At 71.2% G+C, this 19,415-nt stretch carries 17 protein-coding genes and 1 pseudogene; 11 read left to right on the forward strand and 7 right to left on the reverse strand.

The features are described 5' to 3' along the window. The first annotated feature begins 81 nt into the window (after window positions 1–81). Window positions 82–1,635: a CYTH and CHAD domain-containing protein gene (locus K3769_RS36985; RefSeq protein WP_267030585.1), complete on the forward strand. Its 1,554-nt coding sequence runs from the start codon at window positions 82–84 to the stop codon at window positions 1,633–1,635. A 123-nt stretch (window positions 1,636–1,758) separates the two neighbouring features. Here the strand turns inward: K3769_RS36985 and K3769_RS36990 are convergent, their stop codons facing one another. Beyond that, the gene (locus tag K3769_RS36990; RefSeq protein WP_267030586.1) at window positions 1,759–4,716 is read right to left on the reverse strand and encodes a SpoIIE family protein phosphatase; all 2,958 of its coding nucleotides are present in this window, start codon (window positions 4,714–4,716) and stop codon (window positions 1,759–1,761) included. Between the two features lie 201 nt (window positions 4,717–4,917). On the opposite strand from K3769_RS36990, the gene rpmG reads away from it, so the two are divergent. The 4 genes from rpmG (at window position 4,918) to K3769_RS37010 (ending at window position 6,368) form a co-directional block, all read left to right on the forward strand. Further along, window positions 4,918–5,082, forward strand: a complete 165-nt coding sequence (rpmG, locus tag K3769_RS36995) for a 50S ribosomal protein L33 (protein WP_107014951.1) — start codon at window positions 4,918–4,920, stop codon at window positions 5,080–5,082. 46 nt (window positions 5,083–5,128) lie between these two features. Next, entirely contained in the window at window positions 5,129–5,389 is a 261-nt protein-coding gene (locus tag K3769_RS37000; protein WP_267030587.1) for a type B 50S ribosomal protein L31, read from the forward strand. 85 nt (window positions 5,390–5,474) lie between these two features. Continuing rightward, window positions 5,475–5,597 carry a type B 50S ribosomal protein L36 gene (gene ykgO, locus K3769_RS37005; RefSeq protein ID WP_266801006.1) on the forward strand — a complete coding sequence of 41 codons (123 nt, stop codon included), beginning with the start codon at window positions 5,475–5,477 and terminating at the stop codon, window positions 5,595–5,597. Window positions 5,598–5,801: 204 nt separating this feature from the next. Continuing rightward, on the forward strand, window positions 5,802–6,368 hold the full coding sequence (locus K3769_RS37010) for a snapalysin family zinc-dependent metalloprotease (RefSeq protein WP_267030588.1): 567 nt from the start codon (window positions 5,802–5,804) through the stop codon (window positions 6,366–6,368). Window positions 6,369–6,511: 143 nt separating this feature from the next. Here K3769_RS37010 and K3769_RS37015 read toward each other — a convergent pair whose 3' ends face one another. Then, a complete protein-coding gene (locus tag K3769_RS37015) occupies window positions 6,512–6,949 on the reverse strand; it encodes an ATP-binding protein (protein WP_267030589.1) in 438 nt (145 codons plus the stop codon). 471 nt (window positions 6,950–7,420) lie between these two features. On the opposite strand from K3769_RS37015, the gene K3769_RS37020 reads away from it, so the two are divergent. Then, complete coding sequence (locus K3769_RS37020) at window positions 7,421–9,070, forward strand: protein kinase domain-containing protein (protein ID WP_308216440.1); 1,650 nt, start codon at window positions 7,421–7,423, stop codon at window positions 9,068–9,070. 55 nt (window positions 9,071–9,125) lie between these two features. On the opposite strand, the gene ppk2 is transcribed toward K3769_RS37020, so the two are convergent. After that, window positions 9,126–10,100, reverse strand: coding sequence for a polyphosphate kinase 2 (gene ppk2 / locus K3769_RS37025; protein ID WP_282567414.1), 975 nt, complete (start codon window positions 10,098–10,100; stop codon window positions 9,126–9,128). A gap of 876 nt (window positions 10,101–10,976) precedes the next feature. Between ppk2 and K3769_RS37030 the strand changes: the two are divergent. After that, window positions 10,977–11,312 (forward strand): annotated as a pseudogene (locus K3769_RS37030) (transcriptional regulator); the annotation flags it as partial. Window positions 11,313–11,513: 201 nt separating this feature from the next. Here the strand turns inward: K3769_RS37030 and K3769_RS37035 are convergent. Continuing rightward, window positions 11,514–12,704: a PP2C family protein-serine/threonine phosphatase gene (locus tag K3769_RS37035; RefSeq protein ID WP_267030592.1), complete on the reverse strand. Its 1,191-nt coding sequence runs from the start codon at window positions 12,702–12,704 to the stop codon at window positions 11,514–11,516. 211 nt (window positions 12,705–12,915) lie between these two features. On the opposite strand from K3769_RS37035, the gene K3769_RS37040 reads away from it, so the two are divergent. Next, window positions 12,916–13,995 (forward strand): protein kinase family protein, encoded by a 1,080-nt coding sequence (locus K3769_RS37040; RefSeq protein ID WP_267030593.1) that lies wholly within the window; start codon window positions 12,916–12,918, stop codon window positions 13,993–13,995. Between the two features lie 4 nt (window positions 13,996–13,999). Here K3769_RS37040 and K3769_RS37045 read toward each other — a convergent pair whose 3' ends face one another. Next, entirely contained in the window at window positions 14,000–14,494 is a 495-nt protein-coding gene (locus K3769_RS37045) for a hypothetical protein (protein WP_267030594.1), read from the reverse strand. A 110-nt stretch (window positions 14,495–14,604) separates the two neighbouring features. Between K3769_RS37045 and K3769_RS37050 the strand changes: the two genes are divergently transcribed. Continuing rightward, window positions 14,605–14,784: a hypothetical protein gene (locus K3769_RS37050; protein WP_282566321.1), complete on the forward strand. Its 180-nt coding sequence runs from the start codon at window positions 14,605–14,607 to the stop codon at window positions 14,782–14,784. Window positions 14,785–14,936: 152 nt separating this feature from the next. Here K3769_RS37050 and K3769_RS37055 read toward each other — a convergent pair whose 3' ends face one another. Further along, complete coding sequence (locus K3769_RS37055) at window positions 14,937–15,503, reverse strand: hypothetical protein (RefSeq protein ID WP_267030595.1); 567 nt, start codon at window positions 15,501–15,503, stop codon at window positions 14,937–14,939. 35 nt (window positions 15,504–15,538) lie between these two features. Continuing rightward, window positions 15,539–15,802, reverse strand: a complete 264-nt coding sequence (locus tag K3769_RS37060; RefSeq protein ID WP_267030596.1) for a hypothetical protein — start codon at window positions 15,800–15,802, stop codon at window positions 15,539–15,541. Between the two features lie 289 nt (window positions 15,803–16,091). On the opposite strand from K3769_RS37060, the gene K3769_RS37065 reads away from it, so the two are divergent. Next, a complete protein-coding gene (locus K3769_RS37065; protein WP_267030597.1) occupies window positions 16,092–17,756 on the forward strand; it encodes an alkaline phosphatase D family protein in 1,665 nt (554 codons plus the stop codon). 276 nt (window positions 17,757–18,032) lie between these two features. Continuing rightward, entirely contained in the window at window positions 18,033–19,415 is a 1,383-nt protein-coding gene (locus tag K3769_RS37070) for a carbohydrate-binding protein (protein WP_267030598.1), read from the forward strand.

Below are 19,415 nucleotides of genomic sequence, written 5' to 3' on the forward strand. Positions count from 1 at the left end.
ACCGCTGCCCTCCGGCACCCGGAAAGACCGGCATTGTCCGAAGTCGTGTTTCGTTCGGCGCGTTGTGTCTACCGGTACTACATGGTCCAGTCGATGCGAGAGACAGAACGAAAGTACGAGGTCCCTTCACCCGCGGACACCTCCTGGCTGCCCGAGTTGGAGCGTGTGGACGGTGTCGCGGCGGTCGTCGACCGCAGCCCCGAGGAGCTGGACGCGGTCTACTACGACACCGACGATCTCCGCCTGTCCGGCTCCTCGGCCGTGCTGCGCCGCAGGACCGGCGGCGCCGATGCCGGCTGGCATCTCAAGCTGCCGCTGTCGGGCGACAGCCGCGAGGAGATCCGCTCGCCCCTCACCGACACCGTCCCGGACGCCCTGCTCGACCTGACCAGGTCCCGCACCCGCGGGGCGGAGCTGACCCCGGTGGTCCGTATCCGCTCAACGCGCCAGGTACGCCACCTCGTTGACGCCGACGGCACCCTGCGTGCCGAGCTGTGCGTCGACTCGGTCCGGGCGGAGTCCCTGCGCGTGGACGGCAGGCACGCCGCGTGGAACGAACTGGAGGTCGAGCTGGCCGAGGACGCCGATCCCGCGCTGCTCGACGCCGTGGAGAAGAAGCTGCGCAAGAAGGGCATCGCGCGGGCGCACTCCCCGTCCAAGCTGGTCCGGGCCCTCGACGAGACCGTGACCACCACGGCCGAGGCGTCCGACAGGTCCGACGGGTCCGACGGGTCCGCCGTCCGGGACCCCGAACTGGCGGGCGCCCAGGTCCTCGCGTACGTACGGGAGCAGATCCGTGCCCTGACGGCCCTCGACCCGGCCGTGCGACGCGACCGGCCCGACGCGGTGCACAAGATGCGGGTCGCCTGCCGTCGTCTGCGCAGCTGCCTGCGGTCCTACCGGTCCGTGCTCGACCGGGACGCCACCGACGAGATCCGCCGCGAACTGAAGTGGCTGGCGGGCGAACTGGGCGCCGAGCGCGACCAGGAAGTACTGATGGAGCGGCTCAGCGGGGAGATCGAGGCCCTGCCGGGTGAACTGGTCCTCGGACCCGTCGCCGCGCGGCTGCGGGTGTGGAACGTCGTCGACAGCACGGAGTCGCATCTGCGCAGCCTCGACGCGCTGGGCTCGCGGCGCTACCTCGACCTGCTCGACTCCCTCGACGCACTCGTGGAGCGACCGCCGCTGCGGGCCAAGGCCGCGAAGGACGCTCGGAAGGTCCTGGCCAGGGCAGTCCTCAAGGAGTACGGGCGACTGGCCGGGCGCATGACCGACGCCCTGGAACTGTCGCCCGGCCCCGAGCGCGATGTGGCCCTCCATGAGGCGCGCAAGGCCGCGAAGAAGGTCCGCTACGCGACGGAGGTGGCCCGCCCGGCCCTCGGGAAACCGGCCAAGCGCCTGGGCAAGCGGGTCAAGGCGGTGCAGAAGGTCCTCGGCGACCACCAGGACAGCGTGGTGGCCCGGGGCGCCCTCAGGGACCTAGCCGTCGTGGCCCAGACCGCGGGCGAGGCCGGCTTCACCTGGGGCCTGCTGTACGGCACCGAGCAGGCCCGCGCGCAGAACAGTGAGCGGGAACTGCCCGCCCTCTGGGATCTGGCCTCGGCTCCCGGCCTACGCAAGAAACTGGACCGCTAGAAGCCCCCCGACAGCCGACAGCCGACAGCCGACAGCCGACAGCCGACAGCCGAGCCGCCCTCACAGCTTCCGCCGCTTCGACCCCCGGCCGTGTCGAGCCCCGCCCATGCCGAGCCCGCGTCGCTACGAGCCCCCGCCTCCGGCGTCCGCGGAGGTGCCGGAGTTGTCGGACAGGAGGGCTTCCAGGTCCGTCGCGAACATGTCCGGGGTGAACATCGCGTCCTGCGTGTCCTGCGTGTCCTGCGCGTCGGGAGCCGAGGGACACCGGTCGCCCGGACCGAGCAGCACCTGCTCGGTCCAGATGCATTTGCCGGTCCGCGTATAGCGCACCCCCCAGCGCTCGGACAGCGCCCGGACCAGTTGCAGTCCGCGGCCTCCCTCGTCGCTCTCCGTGGCACGGCGGATCCGAGGCATCGTCAGACTGCCGTCGAAAACCTCGCAGATCAGCTGGGCGCCGTACAACAGCCGTAGCCGAACCGGGCTCTTGGCGTGCCGGACGACATTTCCCACCAACTCGCTGACCAGCAGTTCCGTGGTCGGTACGAGGTCGTCCAGACCCCAGTCGGCCAGTTGCCCGCGCACATGGCGGCGGGCCTCCCCGGCCGCCTTCGGGTCCCGGGGGAGCGGCCAGGCCGCCATCCGGTCCTCGGGCAGCGCGTGCAGCCGGGCCACGAGGAACGCGGCGTCGTCGGCCGCCTGCTGCTCGGCCGGCAGCAGACCGGCCGTCAGGGTGTCGCACAGGCGCTCCAGATCCGCGCCCGTGCCGTCCTCGTGCGTGCTGTGCAGGAGCCGGGCCAGATCGGCCATGCCCGCGTCGATGTCCCGCTTCGCCGACTCCACCAGGCCGTCGGTGTAGAGCACGAGCAGACTTCCCTCGGGGACCGTGATCTCGACCGTCTCGAACGGCGGCTTCGCCGCGCCCAGCGGCGGATCGGCGGCCGGTTCCGGGAAGTGCACGGTGCCGTCGGGATGCACCAGGGCAGGCGGCGGATGGCCGGCGCGGGCGATGGAGCAGGTTCGGGTGGTGGAGTCGTAGAGCGCGTACAGACAGGTGGCGTACGACTCCTCGTTCAGGCCGCCGACGATGTCGTTCAGGTGGCCCATGATCTCGTCGGGGGGCAGTTCGAGGTCGGCCAGGGTGTGCACGGCGGTGCGCAGTCGGCCCATGGTGGCGGCCTCGGGCAGGCCGTGGCCCATGACATCGCCGACGACGAGGGCGACCTGGCCGCCCGAGAGCGGGATGATGTCGTACCAGTCGCCGCCCACGTCCATGCCCTGGCCCGCGGGGAGATAGCGGGCGGCGGCCGTGCACGCGGCCAGTTCGGGCAGCCCCTGGGGGAGCAGGCTGCGCTGCAGTTCGCGGGACCGGGCGTGTTCGGCGTCGTAGAGCCGGGCGCGTTCCAGGGCCTGGGCGACGAGGGCGCTGATCGTGGTCAGCAGCGTGCGTTCCTCGTCGGTGAGCAGGCGCGGCCGGTCGAAGGAGACGACGCATACACCGAACGTGTGCCCGGACGCGGCCAGCGGCAGGAACGCCCAGGCCTGTTTGCCGGACCGGGCGGGCATGTCGACGCGGTCCGGCGAGTGCGCGGCGAACTCCTCCAGCGAGGACAGGAACAGCGGTGTGCCGGACATGATCGGCTCCCAGGCGGGGTCGCCCGGCCCCCGGGGGCGGCAGTCGAGCAGGGCCAGGAACGCGTCCGGGTAGCCGACGGAACCGACGTGGTGGAGCCGGTCGCCCTCGACGACCTGCATCAGCAGCCCCGTGGCGGCGAACGGCGGCAGTACGCGACGGGCGACCGCCTCCACCACGTCCTGGGTGGTCGTCGCCTTGGCGAGATCCGTGGTCAGCTCGGCGATCCGGGCCGCCCGCTCCGCCGTGGCGAGCTCGGCGGACCGGCGCTCCTCGGCCCGGCGCCGCTTGTCGGTCACATCGCTGAAGTACAGCGTGCGGCCCTCGGGTCCGGGGACCAGCCGCAGGTGGTAGAGGAGTCCGGTGCCGGGCGACTGGACGTCGAAACCGGTCGGCCTCTCCTGGGCCGCGGCCTCCCGGCAGCGCTCCTCCAGGCCGGGGACGCGCCGCGCGGAGGGGAGATCCCACAGGACGCGCCCGAACAACTCCTCCTCGGAGAAACCGAGGGTGCGTTCGGCCTCCAAGTTGGCGAAGGTGATCCGCCAACCCTCGTCCACGGACAGGAAGCCGTCGCTCATATGGCGCAGGGCGCGGCCGAGGGCGTCACGGGCGCTGCGGGACTCGGTGCTCTCCCAGCCCACGCCGATCATCCGCAGGGCCTCGCCCCCGTCGTCGTACGTCGCCCGGCCGTGGGCCCGGGTCCAGCCGTACGAGCCGTCCGGCCGCCGCACCCGGTACTCGGCCTCGAACACGGCGTGGTCGCGGATCGCGCGCTGCGCCGCCGCCAGGGTGGACGGCAGGTCGTCGGGGTGGACGATCCGCATCCAGTTCTCGATCCGCCCGGTGAAGTCGGCGGGTTCGGTGCCGTACAGCTCCAGCGCCGCCTCGTCCCAGATCAGCTCGCCCGTACGGATGTCCCAGTCCCACGATCCGACGCTGACCTCCTTGAGCGCCTGGCGCAGACGTCCCCCGTGCAGCTCCGTGTCGACGGGCCCGGCCGGCATCGGCGCCTGGAGGATGCGCTCCTCGGCCCAGACGACGACGGCCCGCAGGAAGTCCCACTGCGCGGAGGTGGGTTCGCCCCCGTCGCCCGTCACCAGGGTGAGCGCGCCGATGCGGCGGTTCTCGCTGGACACCGGCAGGGCGGCGAGGCCGGTTCCGGGCCGGAGGGCGTCGCCGGAGTCCAGCGGGACCCAGACGCCGTCGCCCCGGTGGAGTGCCAGGGCCGGGGCGGACGGGCCGTCCTGGTCGACGATCTCCCATGAACGGGTGAGGGCGGACGGCAGGCCCGCCGACGAGACCAGTCGCAGGGCCGACATGGGCCCGCGCACATGGATCGCTCCGCCCAGCGCGCCCAGCTCTCCCATCGCGTGCTGAAGCGCCAGCCGGAAGACCTCGCTCTCCGTGGCACCTGGGGCCACCGTGCCGAGAAGATCCAGCCGTGCGTTCATAGGGCGAACCTTAACGCTCCGACCTCGGACGAAACCTCGCTTCGCAGGACTCACACACCTCGATGTCGGGCTGCCCGGCGCCGGGACCGGACCCTCGGAAGAGTGGGGGAATACATCCACCGGTGGGCCGGTTGTACCGCACGTGAATGACATGGCCCCATCAATTGAGATGGGGGTCCGGGGGTGTGAAAGGAGGCGTTCATGGCTGCCAGAGGTACGCGTCCCGTGGTGACGTTGAAGTCCACGGCCGGGACCGGTGCGACCTATGTGACGCGGAAGAGCCGTCTGAACGATCCCGACCGGCTGGTCCTGCGCAAGTACGACCGGGTGGCGGGGGAGCACGTCCTCTTCCGTGAGGAGCGATGAACCAGGCCGTTGCCCTGCCGGGCACGGCTGTGAGGAAGGAAACCCCATGAAGCTCGGTATTCATCCCGTGTCCCGCCCGGTCGTCTTCCGCGACCGCGCCTCGGACGCCACGTTCCTCACCCGTTCGACCGCCCCCTCGGCGGCGACGATCGAGTGGGAGGACGGCACCGTCTACCCGCTGATCGACGTGGAGGTCTCGTCGGCCAGCCACCCCTTCTACACGGGGAACGCGCGGGTCGTCGACAGCGCGGGCCGGGTGGAGCGGTTCGAACGGCGATACGGCCGTACGGCGTCGGCGACCCGCTGAGCCGATGAGACGGTGAGCCGACGAGACGCTGAGTCGATGAGTCGATGACGGCCGGTCGGAGTGCCGGCGGGAGGAGGAGGCGGTCGTGAAGGTACGCAAGTCCTTGCGTTCGCTGAAGTCCAGGCCCGGAGCGCAGGTGGTGCGCCGGCGGGGCGTGGTCTTCGTGATCAACAAGAAGGATCCGCGTTTCAAGGCCCGTCAGGGCTGACGCGGCACGGCACGCTGTTGGGTCCGGTCCCCGGAGAGGGGGCCGGGCCCTTCTGCATGTCATGGTCGTCACGGTCCAGGTCGACCTCGTCGCCCCGGGCGCACGCGGCCGAATTGACGGATTGGCAGCCGTCCTCGCTGGGCAGGGAGCCAGGGAATGTCATGTCATGTGCACGACTACCTTCCCCCCACAAGGAGGTCGACCATGCACGTCCGTAAGCTGACCAGTGGACTCGCCGCCGTCCTGGCGGTGACCTTTTCCCTGCTGGGTGGCCAGGCCGTGGCCGCCCCGGCCCCGGTCGCGGACCACATCGCCGCCGCCCGGGTCGTGACCTACGACGCGAGCGGCTCCGCGGAGTTCAGGACCGCGGTGGACCGAGGCGCCGCGATCTGGAACGAAAGCGTCGACGCCGTCGAACTGCGGCCCGTCGCGTCCGGACAGCGCGCCAACATCCGGGTCCTGGCGGACAACGGCTGGCCCCGTGCCCAGACCACCTCGCTCGGCAACGGAACCGTCTACATCGGACGGCAGGCGGTCGATCAGGGCTACAACACGATCCGTATCTCGGCCCATGAACTGGGGCACATCCTCGGTCTGCCCGACCGCAAGCCGGGCCCGTGTTCGAGCCTGATGTCCGGTTCCAGCGCGGGCACCGCGTGCACGAACCCCTACCCGAACGCGGCGGAGAAGGCCGAGGTCGAGGGCAACTTCGGCGGTGAGCTCACGCGGACGGCCGGAGCGGTACCGCTCGGCGTCATGATCGTGGGCTGACCCGACCCGAGTCGGCCCCACCCGACCCGCGCCGAGTGCACCCGGCACCCGGCGCCGGGTGCACTGCTTTCGGGTGAGGGCAGCCGTACGCCCCCGAGCGGAGGTCGCGTTCCGGGGCGTACGGAACCGATCGGTTGCGCCTCTTACCGGCCGTCGGCGTCGGTGTCGGCGTCGGTGTCGGTGTCGGTGTCGGCGAGCAGCCTGATCCGGGCCGTGATCTGTTTGCCGACCGGTTCTCTTCGGACCTCGAAGTCCTCGCAGACGGCCATGACGATCTCCAGGCCGTGCTGGCCCACCCGTCCCGGGTCCGCCGCCCGGGCCGCCGGCAGTGCCGGGTCACTGTCCCAGACGCCCACATCGAGCAGGCCGCCGACGATCCGTAGAGCGAGCAGGACCGGCCCCGGCGCGTGCTTCAGGGCGTTGGTGACCAGCTCGCTCACCACGAGCTGGGTCAGGTCCATCGCGCGGGCCGTGACCGGCACGCCGTGTTCGGCCTGGGCCTGTGACAGGAAGTCGGCCGCGAGATGACGGGCCTCGGCGATACAGAGCGAATCGCCTTCCAGAGCAACAGTGGTTTCCATACGGCCACGCTGCGGCGCCATACGGCCTCCGCCCTCGATCAAAGCATTCATGCGGTCCGTCCTCCCCCGGTGCTCGCCCGCTCGTACCCCCTCTTCGGGAACCTATGCATCCGCTGTCGGCGAAATTCGAGAGCGGCGGTCGAGCGGCCGTGAAGCAACTGTGGGGCAGCCCTGGAGCAGGGGTGGAATACCGGTGGGAGTAAGCCCGGGAGGTGTGGGTAGTCGGCTCCTGTTGTGGGAAAGCGGGACGTGGAGCCTGGGGAGGTCGCACGTCCCGCTTTCCCGCCTCCTTCGCGATCGCGTTCTTCGCCGGGTGATTTCCCCGAGGACGCCCCCGGAGCCAACCGGAACAAGGCGCGGCATGAGTACCGGCGTTCATCGATTGCGGATCCTCGCGGATCCTTTGAACGCGGGACATGGCTCAGTGCGTATTCCTGGTGACTGGGAGCAAGGCTTCAGCGAGGGATGGGCATGGGTAACACGGGTGCCGCTGCAAATGAGTTGATCGCCGGAAGGTATCGGCTCCAAGAGGTCGTCCACCACGAAGTGGGCTGCGTCTGCTGGTATGGGGAGGACATCGAGTACGCCCGTCCCCGGCTGCTGACGCAGACGCCGCTGCCGCCCGGTCCGACGGAGCACCGGGACGGGCCGACGGCCGCACGGATCCAACACGCGTCGCAGGTCATGGGGGTGCGGTGTCCGGGCGCCGTGGCAGGCGTCATCGACGTCGTCGAGGAATCCGGCAGTCTCTGGACGGTCGTCGAATGGATCGACGGCATGCCCCTGGGCGAGTTCCTGGACCAGTACGGGCCGCTCGACCACGCGCGGGCCGCCCGTATCGGGCTCGACGTCCTGGGCGTGCTGGAGTCCGCGCACGGTGCGGGCCTCGTGCACGGCGAACTGAGCCCGGGCCAGGTCTTCGTGCGCGACCACGGCGGTGTGGTCCTCGCCGGGTACGGTCTGGCGGGGGCCGCTCCCTGGGCACGGATCGGCGCGCCCGCCTACGCGTCGCCGGAGCAGGCCCGGGGCGAGTCGTACGGCTCGCCGGCCGACCTGTGGGCGCTGGGCGCGCTGCTCTACACGATGACCGAGGGGCGCCCGCCCTTCCGTGACCGCGGCCGGCCGGAGGCGACCCTCAGGGCGATCGTGCGGCTTCCGTTGCGCAGCCCGCGGCACGCCGGTCCGCTCGCCCGGATCACGCAGGGGCTGCTCCGCAAGGACCCCGCCGAACGGCTGACGGCGCCCGTGGTCCGCGATGCCCTCGTCCGTATCGTGAACGAGGACCCCGCCGCCGAGGCGTCGCTTCCCCCGTCGCGGCCCTCGGCGCACCGCGTCCTGAGCGTGGCCCGGGGCAGACAGAACCTCGGCCGCGTGGCGCTGATCGGGACGGCGGTCGCCGCTGTCGTCGCGGTGACGATGACCGCTCTCGCCGCGACCGGCGACGGTTCGCGGGACGACGACGTCTCGGCGTCCGACGCGACGGCCTCGCGCCCCGGCCCCGTACTCCCGACCGGCGACGGAAACGGGACCGAAGCGAGTACGCCACCGTCCGATCCACCGTCACCCACGGTTTCTCGCACGGCTTCTGCCTCGCCCTCCGCGTCCCCCACCTCATCCCCGTCCTCCTCTTCCCCTTCCCCGTCCTCGGGGAAGCTTCCGGCGGACTTCCGTGTCTTCACGGCGCCGGAGGGATTCGCGGTCGCTCTTCCCAAGGGCTGGCATCGTCTTGGTACGAAGCGTGCCGAGGACGGCTCGTACCGGGTGGTCTTCGGTGCCGACGGCGACCCGCGGGAGCTGGCGGTCACGTACAGCACGCGGGTCGGCTCCGACCCGGTGGCCGTGTGGCGGGACACCGTCGAGCCCTCCTTGAGCAAGGAGTCCGGTTACGACAGGCTGGGCGCGATCCGGGCGACGACCTACCAGGGCCGCAAGGCCGCGGACATGGAGTGGGTCGACGAGTCCGAGGGCACGCGCGTGCGCACCTTCGGCCGTGGATTCCTCATCGGCGGCGGCGAGGGTTTCTCGATCCGCTGGGCGACACCGGCCGCCGACTACGAGGACGCGGGCAATCAGCGGGCGCTGAAGGCTTTCCTGGCGACCTTCCGCGGCCTGCCGGACTGACCGGCCGGCCTGCCGGACTGACCGGCCGGCCGGCCCGACCGGTCCTTCGCGAGTCCTACGGGTGGCGTCCAGGCCCCTCGGCATGGGGAGACAGCGGGGTGGGGGAGAGGTCCGTCGGTTCCTCGTCGCTTTCCAGGAGGGTGTTGGCGGAGCCGATGATCCGGGGATCGGCCGTGCCGACGGCCTCCTCGTCCTTCGCCGTGTAGTCGCAGCGCAGAAGCAGATGACGCATCGCTTCGAGGCGGGCCCGGCGCTTGTCGTTGCTCTTCACCACGGTCCACGGCGCGTACGGCGTGTCCGTGGCGCGGAACATGTCGACCTTCGCCTCCGTGTACGCGTCCCACAGGTCGAGGGAGGCCAGGTCCGTGGGGGACAGTTTCCACTGGCGGACAGGGTCGACCTGGCGGATGGCGAACCGGGTGCGCTGCTCACCACGCGACACCGAGAACCAGAACTTGATCAGCACGATGCCGTCGTCGGTGAGCATCTTCTCGAAGATGGGCGCCTGCGTGTAGAAGTGCCGGTACTCGGCCGGGGTGCAGAAGCCCATCACGCGTTCGACCCCGGCACGGTTGTACCAGGACCGGTCGAAGAAGACGATCTCACCGGCCCCCGGCAGATGGGGGACGTAACGCTGGAAGTACCACTGCCCCGCTTCCTTCTCGGTGGGCTTGTCCAGGGCCACCACGTGGGCGCCGCGCGGGTTCAGACGTTCGGTGAACCGCTTGATGGTGCCGCCCTTGCCCGCCGCGTCGCGTCCCTCGCACACCACGGCGACCCGCCGGCCGGTCTCCCGTACCCACTTCTGCAGCTTGAGGAGTTCGATCTGCAGTATCCGCTTCTGCCGCTCGTAGGACCTGCGGCGCAGTTTGCTCTCGTACGGGTAGTTCTCGCGCCAGGTGTCGAGGGGCTTGCCCTCACCGTCCAGGAGGACCGGCTGCTCGGGTCGCTCCTCGTTCACCAGCAGCCCGGCGAGCAACTCCGTCTCGACGGACGACTCCTCTCCGCCGTCGGAGGCAGGCGCGTTCAGAGGCTCAGCCACGTGGGGTCCCTTCGTACCTGGGCGGCCGTGCCCGCCGACGGACCGGCGTACGAGCCCCGCCTCCGTCAGAAGGGCATGCGGCCGAGCGCCGGGCGCCGTGCGGAACCCGTCAAGGCCGCCCGTCCCGGATGTCGCTGCTCCCAGTACCCCGCTGACGCGCTCCATCACGGCGGATCACCGTCACGAGCCGACGACGCCGTGCGCGGCCGGCCGCCGGCCCGCACCGGCGACGGGCCGAACGGATCCGGCCATTGCGCGCCCGGTTCCCGGCCCTCGTGCAACTCCCCTCCCACCTGGCGGCTCTTAAGTGGGTACGGAACGAGTCAGGTAAGGAACGCACACGGGGGAACCACCATGCTCAAGTTCCATTTCACGGACGCGGATATGGCCCGTATCCGGATGGCAGGCGGCCCGGATCCTCTATGGGAGCTGCTGCTCAGCCTGCATCTGCTCGGCGGCAACGACGGATCGGTGGTCTTCGGGGCGTGGAAGCAGCGCATCCGCAACCGCCTGCCCGGCAGCACCCGGCTGCTGTTCGATCTCGCACCGCCCCGTGGATATTCAGCCGACTTCCTCACGCCTGCGCCCGATCGAGGGGGCCTGGAAGCGGGTATCGACGCCGTCCTGTCCACCCCGCGCGGTGGGCTCAGACGTGACATCGCACGGCTCGCCGCGGCCCGGAACCTCGGGGCGCGGACCCTGTCGCTGGCCGAGGCGGGCTCCGACGCGATGCGCAGCCTCGGCGCGGCCATGCGCGGCTACTTCGACGTCGCGCTGCGGCCGTACTGGTCCGAGGTGCGGAATTCGATCGAAGCGGATCGCGCGGTCCGGGTCCGGGCGATACTGGACGGCGGTACCGAGGGCATGCTGTCCACCCTGCATCCCGCCCTCCGCTGGCAGCCCGGCGTCCTCACCGTGGCCAGCGCCTACGATCGAGACATCCGTCTCGACGGCCGCGGTCTGCTGCTGCTGCCCTCCTTCTTCTGCTGGCGGGCGCCCATCACGTTACGCGACCCCGGTCTTCCTCCCGTGGTCGTCTACCCGGTCGCCCACGATCTCGGGTGGTCGCGGGCGGACGGCGGCAGGGGCCATGACGCCCGGGAGGCGCTCGGCGCCCTCCTCGGGAAAACCCGCGCGGAGGTGCTGGCGGCCGTCGCGGAGCACGGCGGCTCGACCAGCGATCTCTCCCGGCGGCTCATGGTCTCCCCTGCGTCGGTCTCCCAGCACGCCGCGGCGCTGCGTGACTCGGGCCTGATCTCACGCAGCGCCGCGGGCAGAGTGTGCATCACAGCGCCACCGCGCTCGGCGGCGCGTTGCTGGACGGCCACCGGCAGATCCCGCAGGCCCCTTTGCGGAAGGGATAGCGCCGTACGAGGCGGGACCGCCAGCGGCCGTGCGCCGTCAGCTCGCCGCGGCTGCCTCTCCGGCCGGCGCACGGTCGCCGTGCCAGTCCAGGACCATGACCGTGGCGTCGTCGCTCAGATTGCCCTGGCAGGCTTCCGAGACCGTGGCCGTCAGGATCCGGACCGCCTCCCTGGGATGCAGCTCGCGGGTGTCATGGACGACCGCGGCCAGATCGACGGCGGCGGCACCGCGGTCCTGCATACCGTCGGTGAGCAGTATCAGCCGGTCCCCGGCCCGCAGGTCCAGTCGCTGCTCGCGGAAGGGGACCGGCCCGGGTACGCCGAACGGCAGGTTGACGGCGAGTTCGACCTCCTTGACCACCCCGTCGCGCAGCAGCATCGGCCAGGGATGTCCTGCGTTGACCAGTCGGCAGACGCCGGACGCGAGATCCACGCACAGCAGTTGCCCGGTGGCCAGGCCCCGCTTGTGCTTCAACAGAGCCTGGTGGGCCTGCTCCGCCTGTCTGACCGCGTTGCACCCGCTTCTGCGGGCCCCGCGCAGCGCCCCGAGCAGCAACGTGGCCAGCAGAGCGGAATCCGTGTCGTGGCCCATCGCGTCGGTGATCGACAGATGCAGGGTGTCGCGGTCCAGCGTGTAGTCATACGTATCACCTCCGATGTCGTCGGCGGGGACCAGCCCCGCGGCCAGGGTGAACTGTGCCGCCTCGCAGCTGGACGCCGTGGGCAGCAGCTGATGCTGGATCTCCGAGGCCAGGCTGGCCCGGGTGGTGCGCCGACGCAGGTGGTACAGGTCGGTGAAGCGCCGGTCCGTGACGATGATGTAGGCCAGCGCGTGTGCCGCCTCCCGGACCTGCCTCAGCACGGTGTCGTCCGCGTGCTGCAGGGTGACTTCGAGTACGCCGATGCAGTCCCCGCGGTTGGACACGGGTGTGATGATGCGCTGACTGCCCTGAGCGTCCGTCTCCACGTGCTGGCGCTGGTTCTGCAGCACCATGCCGTGGACGCTGCCGCGCAACTCGACCGGCTCGGACCGCTCCTCGGCGTCGTCCTCGGCGGCCGCGGTCAGCCGCACGAGGTGATGGCCAATGAGGTCGACGAACAGGAACGACACCTGCTCCGCGCCGAAGCGCTTCTGCAGGTTGCGAGCCACCACGTCGACCGACTCTCCGGGCGGCGAGGCCTCCGCAGAGGCCAAAAGCGCGCCCAGTTCCAGATCTCCACCATCCACGACGACCTCCCATCGGATCCGTTCCTTCTGCCCCGACTTTCGTCGAGTTCACTTACGGTGACCCTTCACGGGGGTGGTTTCGAACACATATCTGAGCGCTGGGGGCGTGTGCGAGGTGCGTGATCCACGCGGTCACCACCCCGCGCACAACCCTCGGCGCGCGCGGACGGTCGTACTCCGGACGAGCGGCCCAGGACCGAGGGAGTCGGCAGTGAAGCGTGAGGGGACGGGCCGGAACGCGCGGCTCACCGCCCATGGCGCCGTGTCCACGGCCCTGGCCCTGCACAGTGACCGGGCGCTCCAGGAACTCCTGGACGCAGCCGGGACGACCGGAGCCGGTATCGGAGGCAGGACGACGCTGCTGGAGGTCGGCGGCGCGCGGGTCTTCGTGAAGCGGGTACCCCTCACCGACCTCGAACAACGACCGGGGAACATCCGGTCCACGGCGAACCTGTTCGAGCTGCCGCTCTTCAGCCAGTACGGCGTCGGCGGGCCGGGATTCGGGGCCTGGAGGGAACTCGCCGTACACACGATGACGACGAACTGGGTGCTCACGGGCGACTACGACGGCTTCCCCCTGATGCACCACTGGCGGGTCCTGCCGGACTCGGCGCCCCTGTACGAGGAGCTGGCCGACATGGAGCGGGCCGCCGCGGACTGGGACAGCGGCGGAGAGGCGGTACGCCGACGGATCGACGCCCTGCGGCACTCCTCGGCGAGCATCGCGCTGTTCCTGGAGTACGTCCCGCAGAACCTGCACCAGTGGCTGGGGCGGCGACTGACCGCCGGCGACGAGGCCGCCGACCGGGCCTGCGCCATGGTGGAGAGCGGCCTGGAGGCAGGCACCTCCTTCATGGAAAGCCGGGGCCTGCTGCACTTCGACGCCCATTTCGAGAACATCCTCACCGACGGTGAGCGCCTGTACTTCGCGGACTACGGCCTCGCCCTCTCCTCCCGGTTCGAGCTGACGCGCGAGGAGCGCGCCTTCTTCGACCTCCACCGCGGCTACGACCGCTGCTACGCGGCCGGCTATCTGGTGAACTGGCTCGTGGCCACCCTGCACGGACGGGACCGGCGTGCGGCGCGGGTGAAGGCGTACGCCGAGGGCGAGCGGCCCACCGGAGTGCCGGCGGGGATCGCGGCCGTCCTCAGCCGCGACGCGCCGCTCGCCGCGGTGATGGCGGACTTCATCCGCCGGCTCACGGACGAGAGCAAGCACACGCCGTACCCGCACGGGGAACTCCACCGGATCGGCGCGCTCCGCGGCGCGTCCGGCGGCGCACCGGAGTGAACCGTCAGGCCGGCAGCCACTCTTCGAGGGCGTCGATGAGCCGGTCGAGCGAGGGCCGCCGGACGGAGCGGTCCGTGACGACCGTACGGCCGTCGAAGCGCAGCGTGTACCGGAAGAGGTCGGCCGCGCCCCTGTCCACGGTCGACGCGGGGACGTCGTCCAGCGCCGGATCCGCGAGCAGCGTACGCAACCGTGCGAACCGGGCCGCGCCGCTGCGGCGTACCTCGGTGTCGCCCTCGTCCGTGGTGCGGACGGTGCCGTCGCCGCGCACGACCACCTCCCGCCGGACACCGGCGAAGCCGCCGCTGACGGTCATGGTCACCAGTTTCTGCCGGGGTCCGGCGGTGGGCACCGCAGACGGACGCCCGGAAGGGGTGATCATGGCGCCGGCCGAAGGATCCGACGAACGCGCCGCGTCCCCGCCGCCGTCGGCGGAACAACCGGCCAGGCCCAGTACGGTGACCGCGCACACGGCCGCCGCCGTCGTGCTCCCGGGCATCGCGCGCACTGTGCCTCCATCCGCCGTGAACCCGCCCCGCTCACCGGACCGGGACGACTGTCGGTGCCGGCTGCCATGCTGTCAGTTCTTCCGCCGTAGGAGGAGGCCGCGTGTCCGAGCCGCCCGTTCTAGCCGCGCTGGTGTCCGGGTTGCGCGGAGGTTCCATCGAAGTCGTCGACCTCACACCGCCGTTGTCGTCGTCGACGCCGGTGTTCCGGCTGCCGCCCGACTCCGACGCCGGACGCGCGCACTCCTTTTCGACCCGGCGTTCCCGTGCCACTCGTACCTGATGGGCCTTTGCTCATCGACGCGAAGGTGACCCGCAACTGCGGATCATGGTGGCTGGAGGAGGCGTTCCGAGGCCGCGATGGACCCAACTCGGCCTGACTGCTGACTGCTGACTGCTGACTGCCGCGGCGCCCGGCTCGGCGTAGGCCCGCGATTACGGCTGCGTCTGCGCCTGCGGCCGGGCCGCGGAGTGGGCGGGCCCTCGCGTGGGCTCGTCGGTGTGCAGGGCCGTGGCCATGGTGTGCAGGCGGCGCTGCTGGAGTGAGCTGTTGTAGATGCTCCAGCCGATGAAGACCACCGTGAGCAGTGCGAGGCCGATCGTCTGGCGCGGCCCGCCGGTCAGGGCCGTCAGGACGGTGACCGCGCAGAAGAGGAACGTCAGGAAGACCAGAGCCGGTACGCGGTGACGTGTGCTGTGCAGGCGCTGGGCGACCAGTGCGCGCATGGCGTCGCGTTCCGCCGGGTCCGTGGGCACGTCGCCCCTGCGCAGCTTCCGGTCCAGCACGACCAGGCTGTCCGTGCTGCCGGCGGCTCGCCTCTCCCAGCGGCGGGCGACGAGCACGGAGGCGATGGCTCCGGCCGAGACGACGGTCGTGCGGATCACGACGGAGAGTGCGGAGGGCCCCGGGAAGAGGAGCATCACCAGGACGCTGCCGGCGAGGACCGACAGGGCGAACTGCAGCCAGATGTGTTTGCCGAGCAGGGTGTTGACGCGTTCCATGGTCCGTGACTCCTCGGTTGCGGGCCGGTTCGGGCTCAGACCCGGGTTCGCCGGCGGACGGTCGCGACACGCAGGGACAGGGTGATGGCGAGGAGGACACAGGCGACGGCGCAGTAGGCCCAGTCGGTCGCTCCGTTCGCCACGCCGAAGGCGCTCCACACGGCCCACAGGGCCAGCACGGTGCACAGCGCGGTCCACCCGATGTCCATGAGGCGTACCCGCAGCTGCCCGCGCTGCCTGGTACCGCGCTCCAGCGTGCCCAGCTCGGACGGCGGTGTCGTTCTGCCTCGCAATGCCATGACTCGTCTTCCCTTCCACGTTTCACCCGCGTTCGTACGGAGATCCCGCATACCCCGCGTCCAGGTCCGCAACCGGCCAAGTCGGACCAGACAAGCGGACGTTGGCCGTCCGGGGCCCCGGACACGTCCCGTGATGCCCGGCCCGGACGCTCCACGCGTCCCGCGCCTGCCGGATTTGTGAGCTTTATCTGTTTAACATGCGGTGATCCACTTCCTGCGGTCCTGTGACCCGCTCGCACGCAGCCGGTGGGTCCGCCGTGCGTGTCGTCAATCGTGAGAGGAGGCCTCCATGGCCCCCGCAGGCCGTCGCAGAGCGCTGACGCAGGACACCTCGTCACGACACGACCCCGAACTGCGCGCCGCCGCGGCGCATTTCGGGCGCCGCCGTTTCCTCTCGGTCACCGCCGGGGCCGCCGCCCTCGCCTTCGGCACCAACCTGCCGGCCCGGGGTGTGGCAGGCCCCAAGGAACTCGACGGGCGGAGGATCCCCACGGATCCGTTCACGCTCGGCGTCGCCTCCGGAGACCCGCTCCCCGGCTCCGTGCTGCTGTGGACCCGGCTCGCACCCGATCCCTACGAGCCGGGCGGCGGTCTTCCCGGCCAGTACGTGGCCGTCGAGTGGGAGGTGGCCGCCGACGAGCGCTTCGCCGTGACCGTCCGCCGCGGCACCGCCGTCGCCTTCCCCGAGTACAACCACAGCCTGCACGTGGAGGTCGAGGGCCTCGGCGCCGGCCGGGTCTACTACTACCGGTTCAGGACCGGGACCTGGATCAGCGACACCGGCCGCACCCGCACGGCGCCCGCCACCACCGCCGCCACCGCGAAGCTCACCTACGCGGCCGTGGCCTGCCAGGCGTACCACGACGGGTACTTCACCGTGCACCGCCATCTCGCCGAGGACGACGTCGACGTGGTCTTCCACCTCGGCGACTACCTCTACGAGTACGCCGTCAACTCGGCGGGCGGCGCGCGCGGCTACACGGACCGCAAACTGCCCGACCTCTACAACCGCGAGGCCAAGACCCTCGACGACTACCGGCTGCGCTACGCCCTCTACAAGAGCGACCCGGACCTGCGGGCGGCCCACGCGGCGCATCCCTTCGTCGTCACCTGGGACGACCACGAGACCGAGAACAACTACGCGGGTGCGATCAGCGAGAACAACGACCCGCCGCAGGAGTTCCTGCTGCGGCGCGCGGCGGCCTACCGGGCGCACTGGGAGAACCAGCCCCTGCGCAACGCCCAGCTGCCCAACGGCCCGGACGCCCAGCTCTACCGACGGCTCCAGTGGGGCACCCTCGCCCAGTTCGACGTCCTCGACACCCGCCAGTACCGCTCCGACCAGGCGTACGGGGACACGCTGCACGCTCCCGGCCCCGAGACGGACGATCCGCGACGCTCCATCACGGGCGCGGCGCAGGAGAAGTGGCTGATCGACGGCTGGCGTGCCTCGGAGAACCTGTGGAACGTCATGGCGCAGCAGGTGTGCTTCTCGCAGCGCCGGTTCGATGTCGGCGCCGAGGCGAGGACGTCGATGGACGCCTGGGACGGCTACCGGGCCTCGCGCCGGCGCGTCCTCGACGGCGCGGACTCCGCCGGGGTCGACAACCTGGTCGTCATGACGGGGGACGTGCACGTCGGGTACGCCTTCGACATCAAGGAGGACTTCGACGACCCGGCGTCGAAGACGCTCGGCACGGAGATCGTCGCCACCTCGGTCGCCAGTGGCAAGAACGGCGCGGACAGGCCCGGCAACTGGGACACGTACCACAAGGCCAACCCGCACCTGAAGTTCTACAACGGGCGGCGCGGTTACGTACGGGTCGCCCTGGACCGTGCGAAGGCCCGGGCCGACTACCGGACCGTCTCCGCCGTGACGACACCCGGCGCACCGGTCACCACCGCCGCGTCCTTCGTGACCGAGGCGGGCGACCCGGGCCTCAAGCCGGTCTGACGAGCCGTCCGCCGCGCTGCCGCCCCTCCCGCGCACGACCCCCGCACGGTCCCCACCGGTCCCGCACGGTCCCCACCGATCCCAACCGGTCCCGGACAGCCACGCACAGCTCCGGACGGCTGCGGGACATCAGTACCCGGTGGGGCGCCGTCTCGGCATCCGGTACTCCGCCGGGCGGGTCGTTCGTGTCGTCCGATGCGCCGAACTGCGAGAAACCGGACATTTTCTGAGCCCATGTCGGCAAGGCCTAGTTACCCGAGAACGAGGAGTCACCCGATGGTCCCCAGACATGCCGGCGGAGCCGCCCGGACCGCCCTGACCGTGCTCGGCGCACTCGCGCTCACCGCCCTGCCCGCGACCGCCACCGCCACCACGACCGCGGACGCCGAGCCTCCCGCGCCGGCGCCCTCCTCCGCCGCGCAGACGCTCGGCGCCGACCGGCCCTCTGCCGTCGTCCTGCGCGCGATGCAGCGCGACCTGCGGCTGACGGGCGCTCAGGCCAGGACGCGGCTGGTGAACGAGGCCGAGGCGGGCACCCGCGCCGGCCGGCTCCAGAACGTCCTGGGCAAGCACTTCGCGGGCGCCTGGGTGCACGGCACGACCTCCGCCGGCCTGACCGTCGCCACGACCGACGCCGCGGGTGTCGCCGCCATCAAGGCCGACGGGGCCCGGGCGATGGTCGTCAAGAACATGCTGAAGGACCTCCACACCGTCAGGGCGAAGCTGGACGCAGCCGCGGTGGGCACCGCACTGGACACACCGGTCCGCTACGTCGACGTACGGACCAACCGGGTGGCGGTGCAGGCGACGAGCCGCGCCGCCGCCGACAAGCTCGTCGCCGCCGCCGGAGTCGACCGGCGGCTCGTGGACGTCAAGGTGTCGGCGGACCGGCCGCGCGCCCTGTACGACGTCCGGGGCGGCGACGCCTACTACATCGACGACAAGGCGCGCTGCTCGGTGGGCTTCTCCGTGACCAAGGGGGAGCAGCAGGGCTTCGCCAGCGCGGGGCACTGCGGGAAGGCGGGGGCCAGGACCACCGGCTTCAACAAGGTCGCCCAGGGCACCTTCGAGGCCTCCGTCTTCCCCGGCCACGACATGTCCTGGGTGAGCGTCAACAGCGAGTGGACCGCCACGCCCGCCGTCAAGGGCGAGGGTGAGACGAACGTGCAGGTCGCCGGCTCCGTAGAGGCCCTGGTGGGCGCGGCCATCTGCCGCTCCGGCTCCACCACCGGCTGGCACTGCGGCACGATCGAGCAACACGACACCACCGTGAGCTACGCCGAGGGCGACATCAACGGAGTGACCCGTACGACCGTGTGCGCGGAGCCGGGTGACTCCGGGGGCTCCTACCTGTCCGGCACCCAGGCCCAGGGCGTCACCTCCGGAGGCAGCGGCGACTGCAAGACCGGCGGCATCACCTTCCACCAGCCCATCAACCCGCTGCTCACCACGTACGGTCTGACGCTCAGGACCGCCACGGCCCAGAGCGGTACGCCCGCCCCGGTGGACGGCCGGACGGTCGGCTGGACCACGGGCCGGGTGTACGAGGTCGGGACCCGGGTGACGTACGACGGCGTCCCGTACGAGTGTCTGCAGACGCACCAGGCGCAGGGAGCGTGGCAGCCCCGCCTCACGCCGGCCCTGTGGCAGCGCCTCTGA

Origin of the sequence: Streptomyces ortus, assembly GCF_026341275.1 — a bacterium.
In the GTDB taxonomy this organism is placed as follows: domain Bacteria; phylum Actinomycetota; class Actinomycetes; order Streptomycetales; family Streptomycetaceae; genus Streptomyces; species Streptomyces ortus.